Origin of the sequence: Mesorhizobium sp. WSM3859 (assembly GCF_002295065.1) — a bacterium.
In the GTDB taxonomy this organism is placed as follows: Bacteria; Pseudomonadota; Alphaproteobacteria; order Rhizobiales; family Rhizobiaceae; genus Mesorhizobium.
This window is the reverse complement of sequence record NZ_NSGG01000007.1, coordinates 40,472-56,335: the sequence shown is the minus strand read 5'-3', so window position 1 is coordinate 56,335 and position 15,864 is coordinate 40,472. Positions and strand designations below refer to the sequence as shown.

The 15,864-nt window shown below is 64.9% G+C and carries 14 protein-coding genes; 3 read left to right on the top strand and 11 right to left on the bottom strand.

The annotated features are described in order from the left end of the window. Positions 1–27: 27 nt before the first annotated feature. The 4 genes from CK230_RS16525 to CK230_RS16510 form a co-directional block, all read right to left on the bottom strand. Complete coding sequence (locus CK230_RS16525; protein ID WP_095818216.1) at positions 28–1,050, bottom strand: alcohol dehydrogenase catalytic domain-containing protein; 1,023 nt, start codon at positions 1,048–1,050, stop codon at positions 28–30. A gap of 12 nt (positions 1,051–1,062) precedes the next feature. Continuing rightward, on the bottom strand, positions 1,063–2,385 hold the full coding sequence (gene hisD, locus CK230_RS16520) for a histidinol dehydrogenase (protein WP_095818215.1): 1,323 nt from the start codon (positions 2,383–2,385) through the stop codon (positions 1,063–1,065). Positions 2,386–2,485: 100 nt separating this feature from the next. Further along, positions 2,486–3,259 (bottom strand): glucose 1-dehydrogenase, encoded by a 774-nt coding sequence (locus CK230_RS16515; RefSeq protein WP_095818214.1) that lies wholly within the window; start codon positions 3,257–3,259, stop codon positions 2,486–2,488. A 195-nt stretch (positions 3,260–3,454) separates the two neighbouring features. Beyond that, positions 3,455–5,500 (bottom strand): NADH:flavin oxidoreductase, encoded by a 2,046-nt coding sequence (locus tag CK230_RS16510; RefSeq protein ID WP_095818213.1) that lies wholly within the window; start codon positions 5,498–5,500, stop codon positions 3,455–3,457. A gap of 204 nt (positions 5,501–5,704) precedes the next feature. Between CK230_RS16510 and queF the strand changes: the two genes are divergently transcribed. Then, entirely contained in the window at positions 5,705–6,166 is a 462-nt protein-coding gene (queF, locus tag CK230_RS16505) for a preQ(1) synthase (RefSeq protein ID WP_095818451.1), read from the top strand. A 4-nt stretch (positions 6,167–6,170) separates the two neighbouring features. Here the strand turns inward: queF and CK230_RS16500 are convergent, their stop codons facing one another. The 5 genes from CK230_RS16500 to CK230_RS16480 all read right to left on the bottom strand — a co-directional run bounded on the left by CK230_RS16500 (position 6,171) and on the right by CK230_RS16480 (position 11,485). Next, complete coding sequence (locus CK230_RS16500) at positions 6,171–7,040, bottom strand: alpha/beta fold hydrolase (protein WP_095818212.1); 870 nt, start codon at positions 7,038–7,040, stop codon at positions 6,171–6,173. Between the two features lie 33 nt (positions 7,041–7,073). After that, complete coding sequence (locus CK230_RS16495) at positions 7,074–7,649, bottom strand: hypothetical protein (protein WP_095818211.1); 576 nt, start codon at positions 7,647–7,649, stop codon at positions 7,074–7,076. 4 nt (positions 7,650–7,653) lie between these two features. Further along, the gene (locus tag CK230_RS16490) at positions 7,654–8,127 is read right to left on the bottom strand and encodes a DUF3828 domain-containing protein (RefSeq protein ID WP_095818210.1); all 474 of its coding nucleotides are present in this window, start codon (positions 8,125–8,127) and stop codon (positions 7,654–7,656) included. A 92-nt stretch (positions 8,128–8,219) separates the two neighbouring features. Continuing rightward, positions 8,220–9,869 carry an ABC transporter substrate-binding protein gene (locus CK230_RS16485; protein WP_095818209.1) on the bottom strand — a complete coding sequence of 550 codons (1,650 nt, stop codon included), beginning with the start codon at positions 9,867–9,869 and terminating at the stop codon, positions 8,220–8,222. A gap of 65 nt (positions 9,870–9,934) precedes the next feature. After that, the gene (locus tag CK230_RS16480) at positions 9,935–11,485 is read right to left on the bottom strand and encodes a trimethylamine methyltransferase family protein (RefSeq protein WP_095818208.1); all 1,551 of its coding nucleotides are present in this window, start codon (positions 11,483–11,485) and stop codon (positions 9,935–9,937) included. A gap of 90 nt (positions 11,486–11,575) precedes the next feature. On the opposite strand from CK230_RS16480, the gene CK230_RS16475 reads away from it, so the two are divergent. After that, positions 11,576–12,478: a LysR substrate-binding domain-containing protein gene (locus CK230_RS16475; RefSeq protein ID WP_095818207.1), complete on the top strand. Its 903-nt coding sequence runs from the start codon at positions 11,576–11,578 to the stop codon at positions 12,476–12,478. 285 nt (positions 12,479–12,763) lie between these two features. Continuing rightward, positions 12,764–14,653 carry a DNA mismatch repair endonuclease MutL gene (gene mutL / locus CK230_RS16470; RefSeq protein WP_095818206.1) on the top strand — a complete coding sequence of 630 codons (1,890 nt, stop codon included), beginning with the start codon at positions 12,764–12,766 and terminating at the stop codon, positions 14,651–14,653. Positions 14,654–14,695: 42 nt separating this feature from the next. Here the strand turns inward: mutL and CK230_RS16465 are convergent, their stop codons facing one another. Both CK230_RS16465 and CK230_RS16460 read right to left on the bottom strand, forming a co-directional pair. Beyond that, the gene (locus tag CK230_RS16465; protein ID WP_095818205.1) at positions 14,696–15,454 is read right to left on the bottom strand and encodes a hypothetical protein; all 759 of its coding nucleotides are present in this window, start codon (positions 15,452–15,454) and stop codon (positions 14,696–14,698) included. 59 nt (positions 15,455–15,513) lie between these two features. Beyond that, a complete protein-coding gene (locus CK230_RS16460) occupies positions 15,514–15,855 on the bottom strand; it encodes a DUF2185 domain-containing protein (RefSeq protein ID WP_095818450.1) in 342 nt (113 codons plus the stop codon). Between the last annotated feature and the right edge of the window lie 9 nt (positions 15,856–15,864).

Genomic DNA, 15,864 nt, shown 5'->3' with positions numbered 1-15,864 from the left:
AAAGTCCCTTCCGCCAAACATCGGAAATCAGGTGCCGGCAGGCTGCCGCAGCCGGATAATGGTTTTCAAGCCGTCGCCTTGCCCCGCCAAAAGACGCTCATAAGCGGCGGGAATGTCATCCAGGCCGATCTCGCGATCGATCAGGCCGATCAGCGGTTCGGACAGCTCGGCCAGCATGCCGATGGCGTCGGGCAGTTCGTCGGCAAAGGCATGGCAGCCCAGCAGACCGATCTCGCGCTCGACCAGCATGTTGGGGTCGATGTCGAGGCGGCCGTGGAAGATGCCGACCAGCGCCACGGTGGCGCCAGAGCCCAGAACACCCAGCAACTGGTTGAGCGCGGCGATGCTGCCGGTGGCCTCGACGGCCGCAAGCAGAGGCGCATCGGCGGTCGCGGCGGCGATGGCATCGCGGTCGAGATCGACGATGGTGGCGCTGGTCACCCGGGCGACGCGCTTGCAGCGGGCCTTGTTGCGGTCGGCGATCAGCACCCTGCCCGAGAACGTCCGCGACAAGAGCAGCGCCGCCAGGCCGCCGATGGTGCCGCAGCCGACGACAAGCACCGTACCCGCGGTCTTCGGCAGGCGCCGCACGGCATGCAGCGCGACGGCGAGCGGCTCGGCCATCGCCGCCACCCTTTCGTCCAGCAGGGCGTCGATGACATGCAGCAGCCGCGCCGGCAGCACCGTCTCCTCGGCAAAGCCGCCGTCGCATACTTCGCCGACGAAGCCCAGCGAGGCGCACAGATGCCGCCTGCCCGCGCGGCATTGCGCGCATTCTCCGCACCAGAAACGGGAATCGGCAACGACCCGGTCGCCCACGGCGATGGTGTCGACGCCCTCGCCGACCGCAACCACCGTGCCGGTCAGTTCATGGCCGGCCGTCGACGGCGCGCGGCTTATCCATTGTCCAGTGCGGAAATTGTGGAGGTCGGAACCGCAGATGCCGGCGGCGTCGACATTGAGCTTCACCCAGCCCGGCTCGGGAGCCCCTGGCGCGGCGATGTCCTCGACACGCAGGTCGCCGGGTCCATGCAGTCTGGCGGCCTTCATCGCGCCGGCCCGTCAGGCGCCGAGATAGCGGTCGCGGATTTCCGAGACCGCGTTCTCGTGCGAGCTGAAGCCTTCATAGCGGGCGAGCCTGCGGGCGTGGCCGGCAAGCTCCGGATAGGCGGCCGAGGTCACATAACCGACCGACGAGCGTTTCAGGAAATCCGTCACCGAAAGCGGCCCGTAGGTCCGCGCCCAACGGCTGGTCGGCAGCACCGCATTCGGCCCGAGGACGAAATTGGCGAGCGTCACCGGCGTGTGCGGCCCCATCAGGATCTCGGCCGCCTCGGTGATGTGGCCGAGATGCGCGAACGGCTCCTTGGACAGGATCTCGAGATGCTCGGGCGCATAGTCGTTGATGAAGCGGTAGCTGTCCTCCAGCGATGCGGTCAGCACGATGCCGCCGCGCTTGCCGGTCAGCACCGCGCGCGAGAACTCGACCCGCTGCTCGGTCATACGGGACCAGTGCTCGGGAAGTTCTGCCAGGGCAGCGTCGGCGACCTTGCGGCTGTGCGTGACGAGATAGGCGGAGGAGTCCGGTCCGTGCTCGGCCTCGATCAGAAGGTCGAGCGCGGCGAGGCCGCCGTCGACGCTGCCGTCGGCGAAGATGATCGCTTCCGACGGGCCGGCCGGAAGGCCTGTGTCGATGATCGAGGAGAGCAGGCTCTTGGCGGCCACCACCCACGGGCTGCCCGGGCCGACGATCTTGAGCGCGGGCTTCACCGTCTCGGTGCCGTAGGCGACGGCCGCAACCGCATGCGCGCCGCCGCATTTGTAGACGGTCTCGACCCCGGCGAGCCGGGCGGCGACCAGGGTCGCGGCATCGACGGAGCCGTCCGAGGTCGGCGGCGTCACGATGGCGATCTGCGGCACGCCGGCGATGACAGCCGGAACCGAGGTCATCATCGTCACCGACGGGAAGGCGCCCTTGCCGCGCGGGACGTAGAGCGCGACCGAGGCGATCGGCGTGTAGCGGTCGCCGGCATAGGCGCCGGGACGGACCTCCTTGAGCCACATCGTCTCGGGACGCTGCTCCTCATGGAAATGCCTGATGTTTGCGATGCCGAAGCGAATGCTGTCGATGACATCCTTGTCGACCTTGCCGAAGGCAGCGTCGAACTCCCCTTCCGAAACCTTCAGATTGCCCGCGGCCACATCGGCCTTGTCCAGGTCTCTGACGAAGTGGAGCAAAGCCGCGTCGCCTTCGGTCCTGACTGCCTCAAGGATCGGACGGACCTTCTCGACGAAGACCGAGAGGTCGGCTTCGGCGCGCTTCAGCAGGCTCGCCCGCTGTTCGGCGCTGGCGGATGAGAGGTCGTGGAAGCTGATGTCGGACATGGCTGCTCCTCAGAAACGCGGGAAAAGTATATACATGTATGTATAATGGTCACCAGTATTTTTCTGTTCCCTGCCGCCAGGCTGGCCACCGCACGGCGCTTCAGATCGAGGCAAGAAAGCCCCCGTCCACCGGAAAGGACTGGCCGGTGATGTAGGCCGAGGCGTCCGAGGCCAGGAACACGGCGATCCCGTGCAGATCCGAAAGATCGCCGAAACGATGCTGCGGAATCTTGGCGAGCATCGACTGCTGCCACGCCTCGTCGACGTAGAACACCTCCGTCATCGCCGTCCTGAAATAGCCGGGCGCGATGGCGTTCACCCTGATCCCCAGACCCGCCCATTCCGCCGCCAGCGCCCGCGTCATGCCGAGCAGGCCCGACTTCGACGAGCCATAGGGCACGGCCGTGGGGATGCCGACCTCGGAGGTCAGCGAGCACAAATTGATGATGGCGCCTGGCCGTCCGGCATCGCGCATGTGGCGGGCGGCGGCCTGGGCGCAGAAGAAGGCCCCCTTGAGATTGGTATCGACGATCCGGTCCCAGAGCGCTTCATCGACATCGAGCGAAGGCCTGACCTCTTCCATGCCGGCATTGTTGACCAGGATATCGAGACCGCCAAGCAGGTTGGCGGCCTCGGCGGTCGCGGCGCGGCAGTGGGCGACGTCGGTGACGTCAAGGGCAATGGCATGCGCAACCCCGCCGGCGGCCCGGATCGCCGCCGTCGTCTCCTTCAGCGAAGCAAGGCTGCGCGCCGTGACCGCGACAGCGGCGCCGGCAGCGCTCAGCGCCTCGGCGATGCCGCGCCCGATGCCGCGGCTGGCGCCGGTGACGAGCGCCTTCCTGCCCGACAGGTCGAAGAGGGAAGCATTGCGCATGTCGATCCTCCTTGGCCTTGGCGGCCTGCCCTCGATTGCGAGACTAACCGATCATCAGTTATACATACAAGCATATACAATGGTTTTGGGAGCCGCAGTGAAAGCCGACCGCAGGGAGCGCGGTATCCGCAACCGATACCACAAGCCTGTACGGGCTTTTTCCCGTCGCCGCGATTTTGCGCCGCGGCCTGTCAGTCAGATCCTGATCCCGAACCGGATGCCGTCATAGATGGCGGCATGGATGTTGCGCGAAGCGACCGCGTCGCCGATGCGGAACAGCACGAAGCCGCCTTCGGCATTGCGCGCGGGGAAAATGTCGCCGCCATTCACCAGACGCTCGTAGTCGACCGCGCCGGCATTCTTCGACAAAGGCTTCAGCGCCAGATAAAGGTCGTCGAGGGGTGCCGTGCCATGCTCGACCACCACCTGGTCGACGCGCCGCTCGCCGCGCCAGCCGTCGGCGAAATCCGAAGCCAGCTCGGCGACGAGCTGGTTGCCCTCGCGCCGCACCGAGCGCAGCCTCGTGTTGATGGTGACGGTGACGCCCTTTTCGTGGAACGCGCGCATATAGGGCACGTGGTTCATGCCGCCCATTTCCGGCGCGAAGAAGCGTTCCGGCGAGACCAGCTCCAGCTTCGAGCCGCCGTTGGCGATGAGTTCGGCGGCGCCCATGCCCTGATGGCCGCCATTGTCGTCATAGACCAGCACATTCTCGGCCGGCTTGACGCTGCCGGCCATGATGTCCCAGCTCGAGGTCACAAGATTGTCGCCGGCCGTCAGCGGCGGGTTCTGCGGCAGGCCGCCCGTCGCCACGATCACCACATCCGGGGATAATGCCAGCACGTCATCCTTTTCGGCCCAGGTGTCGTAGCGGATTTCGACGCCAAGACGATCCAGTTCGGCGAGCCGCCAGTCGATGATGCCGATCAGTTCCTTGCGGCGCGGATTCTGGGTGGCGAGCCTCACCTGCCCGCCTGCCTGGCTGGAGGCTTCGAGCACCGTCACCAGGTGGCCACGTTCGGCCGCGACGCGCGCGGCTTCCAGGCCACCGGCGCCCGCCCCAACCACCACGACCTTCTTCTTCGGTCCTTCGCTTTTTGCGATGATGTGCGGAATGGTCGCCTCGCGACCGGTCGCGGCGTTGTGGACGCAAAGCGCCTCGCCGCCCTCATAGATGCGGTCGAGGCAATAGGTGGCGCCGACGCAGGGCCGGATCTCGTGCTCGCGACCCTCCATCACCTTCTTGATGATATGCGGATCGGCGATGTGGGCGCGCGTCATGCCGACCATGTCGAGCTTGCCGGTGGCGATGGCGTGGCGCGCGGTGGCGACGTCGGAGATGCGCGCCGCGTGGAAGGTCGGGAAGTTGGTCGCCGCCCTCACCTCGCCGGCGAAATCGAGATGCGGGGATGAGCGCATGCCGGTCACCGGAATGACCTTGGTCAGCGACGCATCGGTCTCGATCGTGCCGCGGATGATGTTGAGGAAATCGACCTTGCCGGAGTTGGCGAGCCGCCTGGCGATCTCGACGCCGACTTCCTTCGAAATGCCGTTTTCGAGATCCTCGTCGGCGACCATGCGGATGCCGACGATGAATTCTTTCCCGACTGCGGCACGCACAGCATCCAGCACCATGTCGGTGAAGCGCAGCCGGTTGTCGAGCGAGCCGCCGAACTCGTCGTCGCGATGGTTGGTCAAAGGCGACCAGAAGCCGTCCATCAAATGGCCGTAAGATTCGAACTCGATGCCGTCGAGGCCGGCCGCCTGGCAGCGCTGCGCGGCCGAAGCATAGTCGGCGACGATGCGCTCGATGTCCCACTCCTCGATGGTTTTGGGAAAGGCGCGGTGCGCCGGCTCGCGCACCGGCGAAGCCGAAAGCACAGGCAGCCAGTCGGCCTTGTTCCAGCCAGTGCGGCGGCCGAGATGGGTGATCTGGATCATCACCTTGCAGTCATGCTCGTGGCAGGCATCCGCCAGTTCGGCCAGCCACGGCACGATCCTGTCGTCATAGACATGCAGATTGCCGAAGGCGGCCGGGCTGTCGCGCGAGACGATCGCGGAGCCCGCCGTCATGGTGAGCGCCATGCCGCCCTTGGCCTTCTCGGCATGGTAGAGCCGGTAGCGCTCCTTCGGCATGCCGTCCTCGGAATAGGCCGGCTCATGGCTGGTCGACATAACCCGGTTCTTCAGCATCAGGTGCTTGAGCTGGTAGGGTTGGAGAAGCGGGTCGTTGCTGGTCATCGTCTTCCTGCCGTTTCATTTGCACGGGAGCGTCGTGCCGCACCCGCTTCCATTTCACGCATCGGATTCATCCGAAAACCGCTGCGCACTTTTCGGTCCGATGCTATTGAGCGGCCCAAACCCGCCGCGTCCGAAAGGTTGTGGCGCAATTTCCGCTTTGTTTTGCCTGCCGGCCGGACCTTGGACGGCAGCAAGGAGCCGCCCATGACCGATGCCAAGAACCTCACCCAGCTCGGCAAGCACGTCGAGACGCCACAGAGCCCCGAACAGGCGGTCCTGGAGACCGTGCCGTTCCAGCGCGGCGATGGCCCGCCGGCGATCGTGCGCTTCACCTGCCCCGAATTCACCTCGCTCTGCCCGGTCACCGGCCAACCGGATTTCGCCCACATCGTCATCGACTACGCACCCGACCGGACGCTGGTGGAATCGAAGTCGCTGAAGCTGTTCATGACCTCGTTCCGCAACCACGGCGCCTTCCATGAGGAATGCACGGTGATGATCGGACGCCGCATCGTGGAAGCGACTAAGCCGCTCTGGCTGCGCGTCGGCGGCTACTGGTTCCCGCGCGGCGGCATCCCGATCGATGTCTTCTGGCAGACCGGCGCGCCGCCCAAGGACGTATGGCTGCCGGATACCGGCGTGGCGCCCTATCGCGGACGGGGTTGAGCGCTCAGACATGGCCGGCCTGGCAGAGATTCTTTGACAGGAACGGCAGAACCGCATCGCGACAACGCGGCGTATCGTAGCGCAGCAGGTCGACATGGCCGGCGCCTTCGAACCAGACGAGCTGGGATGCGGGTGCGGCATCATGCAAGGCCGCCACCTGCCCGCGATCGATGAAGGGATCGGCACCACCTGCCAGCAGGATCAGCGGTTTGCCGATCTTGCCGATACGGTCGACAGGCCTGACGTCGTCGGCGCCGAAGCCAAGGCGCACGGACATTTGTGCCAGCAGGATATCGGCCTGCAAGCTGCGCAAGGCATGGAACGGCATGCGCCAGGCCGTAGTCTCGCGCAAGGTCGCGTAGAGCTGCTCGAGCACATAGGCGTCGGCCAGTGCCTGCGGCGTCGCAAAGACAAACGACGCGGCACCCAACGATGAGCCGAGCGCGCCGATTTTCTGGCCGGGAAAGCGCTGCCTTGCATAGGCCAGGATCCGGGCGGCATCCTGCCCTTCGCTGTAGCCGAAGCCCTGGACGGTGCCGCCGCTCTCGCCATGACCCGACAGGTCGAAGAGGATCACGGAATAGCCAGCATCGAACAGCATTTTCGCCCTCTGCACATTCGCCAGCCGGTTAGAGCCGCGGCCATGCAACAGAACGATCGCGCCGCAGCTGCCCTTCCTCTCGGCCACCCAGCCGACAAGCTCGGGCGTGCCGGGCTGATCAAGTGCGGTCCGCTCGATGGGCAAATCGCCGGGCGCCGTCAAGATCTGACGAGGCTCCCGGGCAATCAGCATCGTGCCGGCACGCCATGTGCCGATGCCGCCAACGATGCACACCGCAGCCAGCGCGAGCCCAAGCAAAGCGCGAATCCTCATCTGCAATGACCCAGCGGCGCATTCATCGGCAGCTCATTCGCACTGATACTGGCTCAGCGCCCATTCGCCGGTCACCGACAGAATGTCTGATACCTTCCAAGCGCCGCCGACCTTCTTCAGCTTCCATTCGAGCCGGTGCTGGTGGCCCTCGACGACGAAGGCGACGACCACCTTGGCCTCGTCGCCATTGACGGCCTCGATGGTGCGCAGACTCCGGTCTATGGCCAGCTTGTCGTAGTCGGCATTGTCCAGCGCCATGTTGGGATCCAGGCACTCGCCCTGCCCCGAGGCGCGCAGCGCATCGCTCTTGTCGAGCACGGTTTTCGCCGGGTCGATAAAGTTCTTGCGCTGGGACGGATCGAGTTCCAGTCCGAGACGCTCGTAGAACGGCTTCACCACCGCGGTCGGCGACCCGGGCAGAACGGGGGCGACAGGCGCCGGTTCGGCCGGCTTGCTTTCCGGCGCAGCGGCCGCAGGCGGCGAGGGATCGTCGCCCGATGAGGCTTTCGGCGGCGGCGCGCCGAAGAGCCCTTGCGCGGAGGCGCCGTCGTTCAGCCCCGCGGCCAGCATCGACAAGCTCGACAGCGCGAGGACCAGACGGCGAAGCACGGCATCACTCCGTCGAGGCGCCGCATTCCAGCGCGCTGAGCGTCCAGTTGCTGGTCTTCGAGGCGATGTCGGCGATCTTCCACTTGCCGTCCACTTTCTTCAGCGACCACACCATTTCGCGTTTGGAGTCATCGCCTTCCGGGAAAAGATTGAAGTTTGCCGTCACTTCGGCAGTGTCGCCATTGACGGCCTCGGTGAGCTTCAGCGTCTTCGACAGGGTCTTCTGGTCGAAATCCTGCGCGTCGAGGCCGGGATCGAAGTCGAGACAGGACACCTCGTCGGGCTTCTCCTTCTGCGCCTTGTCGTTGGCTTCGAACAGCTTGGTGACCGGCTCGGTGAAACGGTCGCGGTATTTCGCGTCTCCCTCAAACTTCACCGAAGGCACGTAGAAGAACTTCACGGCGTTGGAGGCCGGCCCGGCGAGCACGGCGCCGGGCAAGGCAATCGAGAAGACAGCGGCAAGCACTATCGGCTTCATGCAGGATCTCCGGGGTTCGGCGCGTGGCGGCACGCTTGCCACCACGCATCCTGCATATCGCCTTTTTTGCGGCTCATGAAGTCCAGGCGCACTCAGGCATCCAGCCAGACGTTCTGGAAGTCCATCTCGTAGGTCTGGTGCATCGAATAGTTCTTCACCTTCTTGTTCATGTGGCAGTAGAGCTTCTGCCAGAAGGGCTGGATGATGACGCCGGAGTCCTGCAGGATCGCCTCGACGTCCTTCATCACCTCCTTGCGCTTGGCGACGTCGATCTGCGACAGCGCGTCCTTGAGCTTGGCGTCGAAGTCCGGGTTGGAAAAGGCCGTCTCGTTCCAGGCTTCGCCCGAGCGGTAGCCCAGCGCCAGCACCTGCACGCCGAGCGGGCGCATGTACCAGATGGTCATGGAATAAGGATATTTCGTCCAGTCGTTCCAGAAGGTCGAGCCGGGCAGCACGGTGCGCTTTACCTTGATGCCGGCATCGCGCAGCTGTCCGGCGATGGCATCGCCGGTGTTCTTCTGCCACTCGTCCTCGACCGTGATCAGCTCATGCTCGAAGTCGGCCTGGCCAGCGTCGGCCATCAGCTTCTTGGCGCCGGCGGCGTCACGCTCCTTCTTGGGCAGCGGGTAGTATTCGGGATGGATCGGGGCGACGTGGTGGTTCTCGCCGACCGTGCCGCGGCCATTATAGCCGAGCCGCATGACCTGGTTGTTGTCGACCGCCATCTGCAGCGCGTTGCGCACCCGCTTGTCGTCATAGGGCTTATGGGTGATGTTCGTGCGGGCAACCAGCGTGGTTGCCGTTGCGACCTCTGACTTCACCAGGCCCATCTTATCCAGCGGATCGATGTAGTCGGCCGGCGTTTCGAAATCGAGGTCGACCTCGCCGGAATCGAAGGCATTGAGCGTGGCGTTGAAGTCGGTGCCGTAGTCGATGAACTCGACGCCGTCGAGCGGCGCCTCGCCGCCCCACCATTTGCCGTTCTCGCGGCGCTTGACGACCGCTTTTTGGCCGACATCGTAGGAGACCAGCTCGAAGGCTCCGGTGCCGATCGGCTTCTTGATCGGATCGGCGCCGTCCTTGTCGAAGTCGCGATGCACGACCAGCGCCGGATAGTCGGTGAGGCCGGGTATGATGGCGATATCGGCTTCGTTGAGCTTCAGCTTGACCGTGTGGTCGTCGACCTTGGTGATCGCGCCATCCTTGGCCTTGCCGGTTTTGGCGTCGATCAGTGCGCCGACGCGGGCGGCCATGGAGTTGCCGGAAGCCCCCTTCTCGCACCAGCGGTTCAGATTGGCGACCACGTCATCGGCGTTGAAGGCATCGCCATTGTTCCAGGTCACACCCTTGCGCAGATGCAGCGTGTATTCGGTGGCATCGTCATTGACGTCCCAGCTTTCGAGCAGGACCGGCTCGAAGGTGAACTGGTGTGTGTAGCGCACCAGCGGCTCCAGCCAGCAGCGGGTGACGTTCGCCATCTCCGTCCAGTCATAAGTGCGCGGATCCTTCTGCGCCTTGACCGACATGGCGACATGCAGCGTGCCGCCCTTCTTTGGCTCGTCGGCCAGCGCCTTGCTCGGCGCGGCAAGGCCGAGCAGGCCATAGGCGAAAGCCGTCGATGCGCCGAAGGCGCTTGCCAGCGCCAGGAATTCGCGCCGGTCGACACGGCCGGCGCGCGCCTCCTCGGCCATCGCCTCGATCGCGGCCGGAACGCGGTCACCATTGCTTCTGAAAAGTGTCATTGTCGTTCTCCCATTCTTATCGGGTCTACGCCCGTTTTTGATTCAACTGCGCTGCCTTCCATCAACTAACTAACGCTGTCGGGCAGCTTTTCCTCACGCCGCGCGATCAAATCCGCGAGGCCCTCGGCAATGCCTTCGTCGAGCTTCGGCTCCTGGTAGTCGGCCAGCATGGCGCGCGCCTTCTCGCGGCCGCGCGTGTCGTGGTCCTTCGCGCCTTCGGCGCTCCATTGCTCGAAGGAATTGAAGTCCATGATGTTGGGCATGAAGAAGGCGCTCTCGAAATGCTCCAGCGTGTGCTGCGTGCCGAGGAAATGCCCTTGCGGACCGACCTCGCGGATCGCGGCAAGAGCCTCCTTGAAATCGTCGAAAGGCACGCCGCCGGCATATTTGTACCAGCCGACGAGCTGCTCGCAGTCGGTGGCGAATTTCGAATAGCCGCAGGTCAGCCCCGCTTCCAGCCAGCCGGCGGAATGCCAGATGTAGTTGGCGCCGGACAGGATCGCGGCATGCATCAGCATGTTCGCCTCGTAACCCGCCTGGGCGTCGTTGAGCTTGGAGCCGACATGGAAGCCGGAAGTGCGCCAGGGCAGCTTGTACTTCCTGGCCAGCGCGCCCATCAGATACATCATCTGCGCGGCTTCCGGCGTGCCGCCCATCGGCGCGCCGGTCTTCATGTCGACGGTGACCATGAACTGGCCGTAGAGCTGCGGCGAGCCGGGACGGATGAGCTGGGTCAGCGCCACGCCCGCCAGCGCCTCGGCATTGACCTGCGCCACCGCGCCGACGGCTGAGGCCGAGGTCGAGGCGCCGCACAGCGCGAACGGCGCCAGGATCAGCGGCTGGTTGTGGCTCGCATAGACGCGCATGGCGTCGATCATGGTGGCGTCCCACACCAGTGGCGAATTGCAGTTGGTGATCGCCACCAGCACGGGATTGTCACGCACGAAATCCTCGCCGAAGACGATGCCAGCCATCGCCATCGTGTCCTCGGCGCGCTCCTTGGACGTCACGATGCCCATGAACGGCTTGTCGGAATGCTTCAGCGCCGAATGGATGATGTGGAGGTGCCGCTTCGGCACCGCGATCTCCATCGGCTCGCAGATGACCGAGCTCGAGGAATGCAGCGCCGGCGCCATATAGGCCATCTTGTGGAAATTGTTGAGGTCGGCAAGCGTGCCGTAGCGGCGCTTGTTGTCGAGGTCGCGGATATAGGGCGCGCCATACATCGGCACGAAGATCGAATTCTTGCCGCCGACGCGCACGGTGCGCTCGGGATTGCGCGCATGGAGCGTGAATTCCGGCGGGACCTTCGAGACGAGCTCCATCAGCAGCGCGCGGTCGATGCGGACGCGCGTCTCCCTGACATCGGCGCCGGCCGCCTTCCAGAGCGCGATCGCCCCGTCGTCGCGGAACTCGCACCCCACTTCCTCGAGGATCTTGAGCGATTCCTCGTGGATCAGCTCCACCGCCTCGTCGGGCACGATTTCATAGGCGGGAATCTTGCGGACAAGGGTCGGGAAGGACGCGATCGGCGCGCTTCTCAGCGCCTTGCGGCCAAGCCGGCCGCCGCCACGGCGGTGCGTCTGTTCGGTCATTTCAACGGCCGGTGCGTTCATGGGGTCTCCTTCTTCCCGTCCGACCAAGTTAGCGAGACGAAATATGGATGTGATGCTGGAAAATCCTGATCTCTTGTATAAGTTCACCTTATGCGAAGCCTACGCCACCTGCTGCCCTCTGCCGGCAGCCTCATCGTCTTCGAGGCCGCGGGCCGGCTGTCCAGCTTCACCGCCGCCGGGCGCGAGCTCGGCATGACGCAGGCGGCCGTCTCCTATGCGGTGCGCGGCCTGGAGGAGCAGCTCGGCGCCAAGCTCTTCCAGCGGCGCCACCGCCAGGTGGTTTTGACGGAGGCCGGCGAACGTTTCCACGCCGACGTGTCGCTGGGCCTCTCGCATATCCGCAAGTCCGCGGAGGACCTGCGCCTGCAGGCGACGGGCGGTCATGTGACTCTAGCCGCCTCGACCGCCTTCGGCTCGTTCTGGATGATGCCGCGCCTGCAGCAGTTCCGCGACGAGCTGCCGGGCGTCGACCTGCGCATCCAGACCGCCGACCGCGATCTCGACATCATCGCCGAAGGCATTCCGCTTGGGGTGCGCGGCGGCGTGCCGCGCGACTGGCCAGATTATCACTCGCTGTCGCTCTCCGACGAAGAGATCTTCCCGGTCGCCGGCCCCAGCTATCTCGCCAAATTCGGGAAGCCCAAGACGGTCGAGGAACTGGCGACGCACCGGCTGATCCATCTGGAAGAACCTTATCGCGAGGCCCCGACCTGGGACGAATGGTTCGCGTCGGCCGGCACCAGCCTGCGCAATGCCGAGCGCGGCCTGCGCATCAACGACTATGCGCTGGTGATCCAGGCGGTGATGGAAGGGCAAGGCATCTCGCTCGGCTGGCGGCATCTGGTCGAGCGCCTTGTGGCCTCAGGGCTGCTGGTGCCGGTCACCGACCATGTGATGCGGACCGGCATCGGCTTCCACGTCATCTGGCCGAAGAACCGCGATCTCAGCGACAACGCCCGCAGGGTTAGGGACTGGCTGGTGACGCAGGCGTGAATCTGGGAGCGTGAGGCGCCTCCCATAACAGCGTTGGCGGACCCGTTGGAGATTGGCGAAGGCGGCCGAGAGCGTGATCTCCCCCCTCGAGGGGGAGATGGCCGGCAGGCCAGAAGGGGTCGTCTCGCGTAGATCGCCGAGGTCTTCCGCGTCCAGAGGCGGCGTCGGCGCTCGACGCGAGACGACCCCCTCTGTCGCCTTCGGCGACATCTCCCCCTCAAGGGAGGAGATTTGGCGCCATTCTCCCCCTCCCCCACGCCGGTCGAATCCGCCTATAATCGCCGCATGCCCATTCGCCAGCTTTCCGAAACGATGATCAACCAGATCGCCGCCGGCGAGGTCATCGAGCGCCCGGCGAGCGTGGTGAAGGAACTGGTCGAGAATGCGCTCGATGCCGGCGCCTCGCGCGTCGAAATCGTCACCGCGGGCGGCGGGCTGAACCTCATTCGCGTCACCGATGACGGCTCGGGTATCCCTGAAAAGGAGCTTGCGCTGGCGATCGCGCGGCATTGCACCTCGAAGCTCTCCGACGACATCCACGATATCCGCTCGCTGGGCTTCCGCGGCGAGGCGCTGCCCTCGATCGGGTCCGTCGCGCGGCTCTCGATTCGCTCGCGCACGGCGTCCGGCGAAAGCGCGGCCGAGATCGGCATCGACGGCGGTCGTGTCTCGGCCGTGAAGCCGGCGGCGGCCAATCGCGGCACGACGATCGAGGTGCGCGACCTCTTCTTCGCCACGCCCGCCAGGCTCAAATTCATGAAGGGCGAGCGCGCCGAAAGCTCGGCCACCAGCGACGTGGTGAAACGGATCGCGATCGCCTTTCCCGCTGTCCGTTTCACGCTGGCCGGCGCCGACCGCTCGACGCTGGAACTGCCGGCCACCAGCGACACGCCAGAGGGCCGGCTTGCCCGCGTCGCGCAGGTGATGGGCAAGGATTTTCCGGACAATGCCATTGCCATCGATGCCATGCGCGACGGCGTGCATCTTGCCGGCCACGTCTCGATCCCGTCCTACACGCGCGCCAACGCGTTGCAGCAATATGCCTATGTCAACGGACGGCCCGTGCGCGACAAGCTGATCGCCGGCGCGATACGCGGCGCCTTCGCCGATGTGCTGCCGCGCGACCGGCACGCGGTGACGGTGCTCTTCCTGTCGCTCGATCCCTCGACGGTCGACGTCAATGTCCATCCGGCCAAGGCCGATGTGCGCTTCCGTGACCCGGGCTTGGTGCGCGGACTGATCGTCGGAGCCATCCGCGAGGCGCTGGCCGGCGCCGGCATCCGCGCGGCGACCACGGGTGCCGCCGGCATGATGGCGGCATTCCGGCCGGGGGCGGCGCCCTATTCGCACCCCGGCCCGACCGGCGGCCACCGCAGCCACGAGGTCGCCTATCACGCTTCCGGCTCCGGCGGCTTCGACCCGCTGCGCTCGGCGCAGCGACCGCTCGATATGGGCTATGGCGAGATGGGCTATGGCGGGGCAACGCACCAACGCAACGGCTTTGCGGAGAACGACCAGGCGGCTTTCGACACCGGAACTCTGGCCAGCGCCGACGCCCGCGCCGGCGCGGCCCCGTCGGCCGAGGCGTTGCTCGGCATGGTGCTGGGCGCGGCGCGCGCGCAGGTGCATGAGAACTATATCGTGGCCCAGACCCGGGATTCGCTCGTCATCGTCGACCAGCATGCCGCGCATGAGCGGCTGGTCTACGAGGCGCTGAAGAACGCGCTGCATTCGCGCGCCGTGCCTTCGCAGATGCTTCTGCTGCCCGAGATCGTCGACCTGCCGGAAGAAGACGCCGAGCGGCTGGCGATGCACTCCGAGACACTTGCCAAATTCGGCCTCGGCCTGGAGCGGTTCGGACCCGGCGCCGTGGCGGTGCGCGAGACGCCGTCGATGCTCGGCGAAACCAATGTGCAGCAGCTGGTGCGCGACCTCGCCGACGAGATCGCCGACAACGACACGGTCGAGACGCTCAAGGAACGGCTGGACAAGATCGCCGCGACCATGGCCTGCCATGGTTCGGTGCGCTCCGGCCGGCTGCTCAAGGCCGAGGAGATGAACGCGCTGCTGCGCCAGATGGAGGCGACTCCCGGCTCCGGCACCTGCAATCATGGCCGCCCGACCTATATCGAGCTTAAGCTCGCCGATATCGAAAGGCTGTTCGGTCGGCGGTGAGCACCTTGCTCGTTGCGCAACGGCAGGGTTGGCGCCTGAGCCTCATTTCTTCAGATGGTATTTTCTTGTCTTCGGGTTGAGGACGTAGTCATTCCCGCTTGAGAATTTGCCGCCTCCGAAATCTACGGAAATGATGTCCTTGCCGCCCTCCACCCATTTTTCCACGTTCATGTAAATGGGCGTCGTCGACATGCCGGCGTTGCAGTCCTCATCGTCGAACCCAATCTCCTGAACGACCTTCCTTTTCTTCTTGTTGATCACCTGCATGCTGGTCATGCAGATGCCGGCGCCGGTTTTCGTGTAGACGCCGGCAAACCGGTCGGTAGCGGTCTCGGCCCAAAAGGCAATCTCAACGTTTCCTGTGATTTGCCCCTCGCCGGTGTCGTCGAGGCTCGCGACCTTCTTGAGGCTGACGGGAAATTTATCGGCGCCCTTGCTCCAGCTTCCGGTCGCGCCGCTGTCATTGACCTCGAGCGAGAACGGGCATCCGGTGGTGTCGACGGGTGTCTTCGACCCCATCACCAGAACGCGCTGAAATTCCTTGTCGTCCGCAATTTCACACAGCGTGACGGTCGAGCCGTCGGCCGTGCCGTAGATGGCGATGGGACTTTGCTTGGCGTCGTAGAAGTAGCTTCCCTTGACAGTGATGCCGCTGCCGAAGTGAGCATATCTCTGTAGCGAGAGATGGACCGAGTTCGGTCCGATGGAGCCTTCGTAGTTGTCCACCTGGTACCAGCCCGCTACAGCTTTTTCGGTCAGGAGCAGCAAGCAGAAAACCGCGGCTATGAACCCTCTGCCCATCCCAATCCTCCCTCAAGTCGGATCAGGATAGCCCGCATCCTGCTCGCATCACAGAGGCCTCAGTTGTCCGGGCGTTCCGATTTCTCGCGGACAAACTTCCCGTCTACTCTCAAAAACGCACTTCCTGGGGAAGCCTCTAAGCAGGAGGCGATCAGCGGGTCATAATTTGCGATTGTGTTGACGTCGTACAATTCGAAGTTGCCGGGATTCTCGACATACTCATCGGACTCATCGCCCGCAAAGAAGCGCCACCCGCTATCACTCGGACTATCGGGTGTCTCGCGGTAGAGATAGCCTACTTTCGCCCCGTCCACGGTGATTCGATCGGTCGCAATGCAGCTGCCATAGCCAACAGCGATCGGACGAAATGTCGACGCGTCACGAAAGAAAGTCTTAGGCATCTTAGGTTG

Coding starts and splice junctions, on each gene's coding strand:
- CK230_RS16525 (WP_095818216.1), bottom strand. CDS start 1,050: ATGAAGGCCGCCAGACTGCATGGACCCGGCGACCTGCGTGTCGAGGAC.
- CK230_RS16515 (WP_095818214.1), bottom strand. CDS start 3,259: ATGCGCAATGCTTCCCTCTTCGACCTGTCGGGCAGGAAGGCGCTCGTC.
- hisD (WP_095818215.1), bottom strand. CDS start 2,385: ATGTCCGACATCAGCTTCCACGACCTCTCATCCGCCAGCGCCGAACAG.
- CK230_RS16490 (WP_095818210.1), bottom strand. CDS start 8,127: ATGAAGCCGATAGTGCTTGCCGCTGTCTTCTCGATTGCCTTGCCCGGC.
- queF (WP_095818451.1), top strand. CDS start 5,705: ATGACCGATGCCAAGAACCTCACCCAGCTCGGCAAGCACGTCGAGACG.
- CK230_RS16475 (WP_095818207.1), top strand. CDS start 11,576: ATGCGAAGCCTACGCCACCTGCTGCCCTCTGCCGGCAGCCTCATCGTC.
- CK230_RS16480 (WP_095818208.1), bottom strand. CDS start 11,485: ATGAACGCACCGGCCGTTGAAATGACCGAACAGACGCACCGCCGTGGC.
- CK230_RS16460 (WP_095818450.1), bottom strand. CDS start 15,855: ATGCCTAAGACTTTCTTTCGTGACGCGTCGACATTTCGTCCGATCGCT.
- CK230_RS16485 (WP_095818209.1), bottom strand. CDS start 9,869: ATGACACTTTTCAGAAGCAATGGTGACCGCGTTCCGGCCGCGATCGAG.
- CK230_RS16500 (WP_095818212.1), bottom strand. CDS start 7,040: ATGAGGATTCGCGCTTTGCTTGGGCTCGCGCTGGCTGCGGTGTGCATC.
- mutL (WP_095818206.1), top strand. CDS start 12,764: ATGCCCATTCGCCAGCTTTCCGAAACGATGATCAACCAGATCGCCGCC.
- CK230_RS16465 (WP_095818205.1), bottom strand. CDS start 15,454: ATGGGCAGAGGGTTCATAGCCGCGGTTTTCTGCTTGCTGCTCCTGACC.
- CK230_RS16510 (WP_095818213.1), bottom strand. CDS start 5,500: ATGACCAGCAACGACCCGCTTCTCCAACCCTACCAGCTCAAGCACCTG.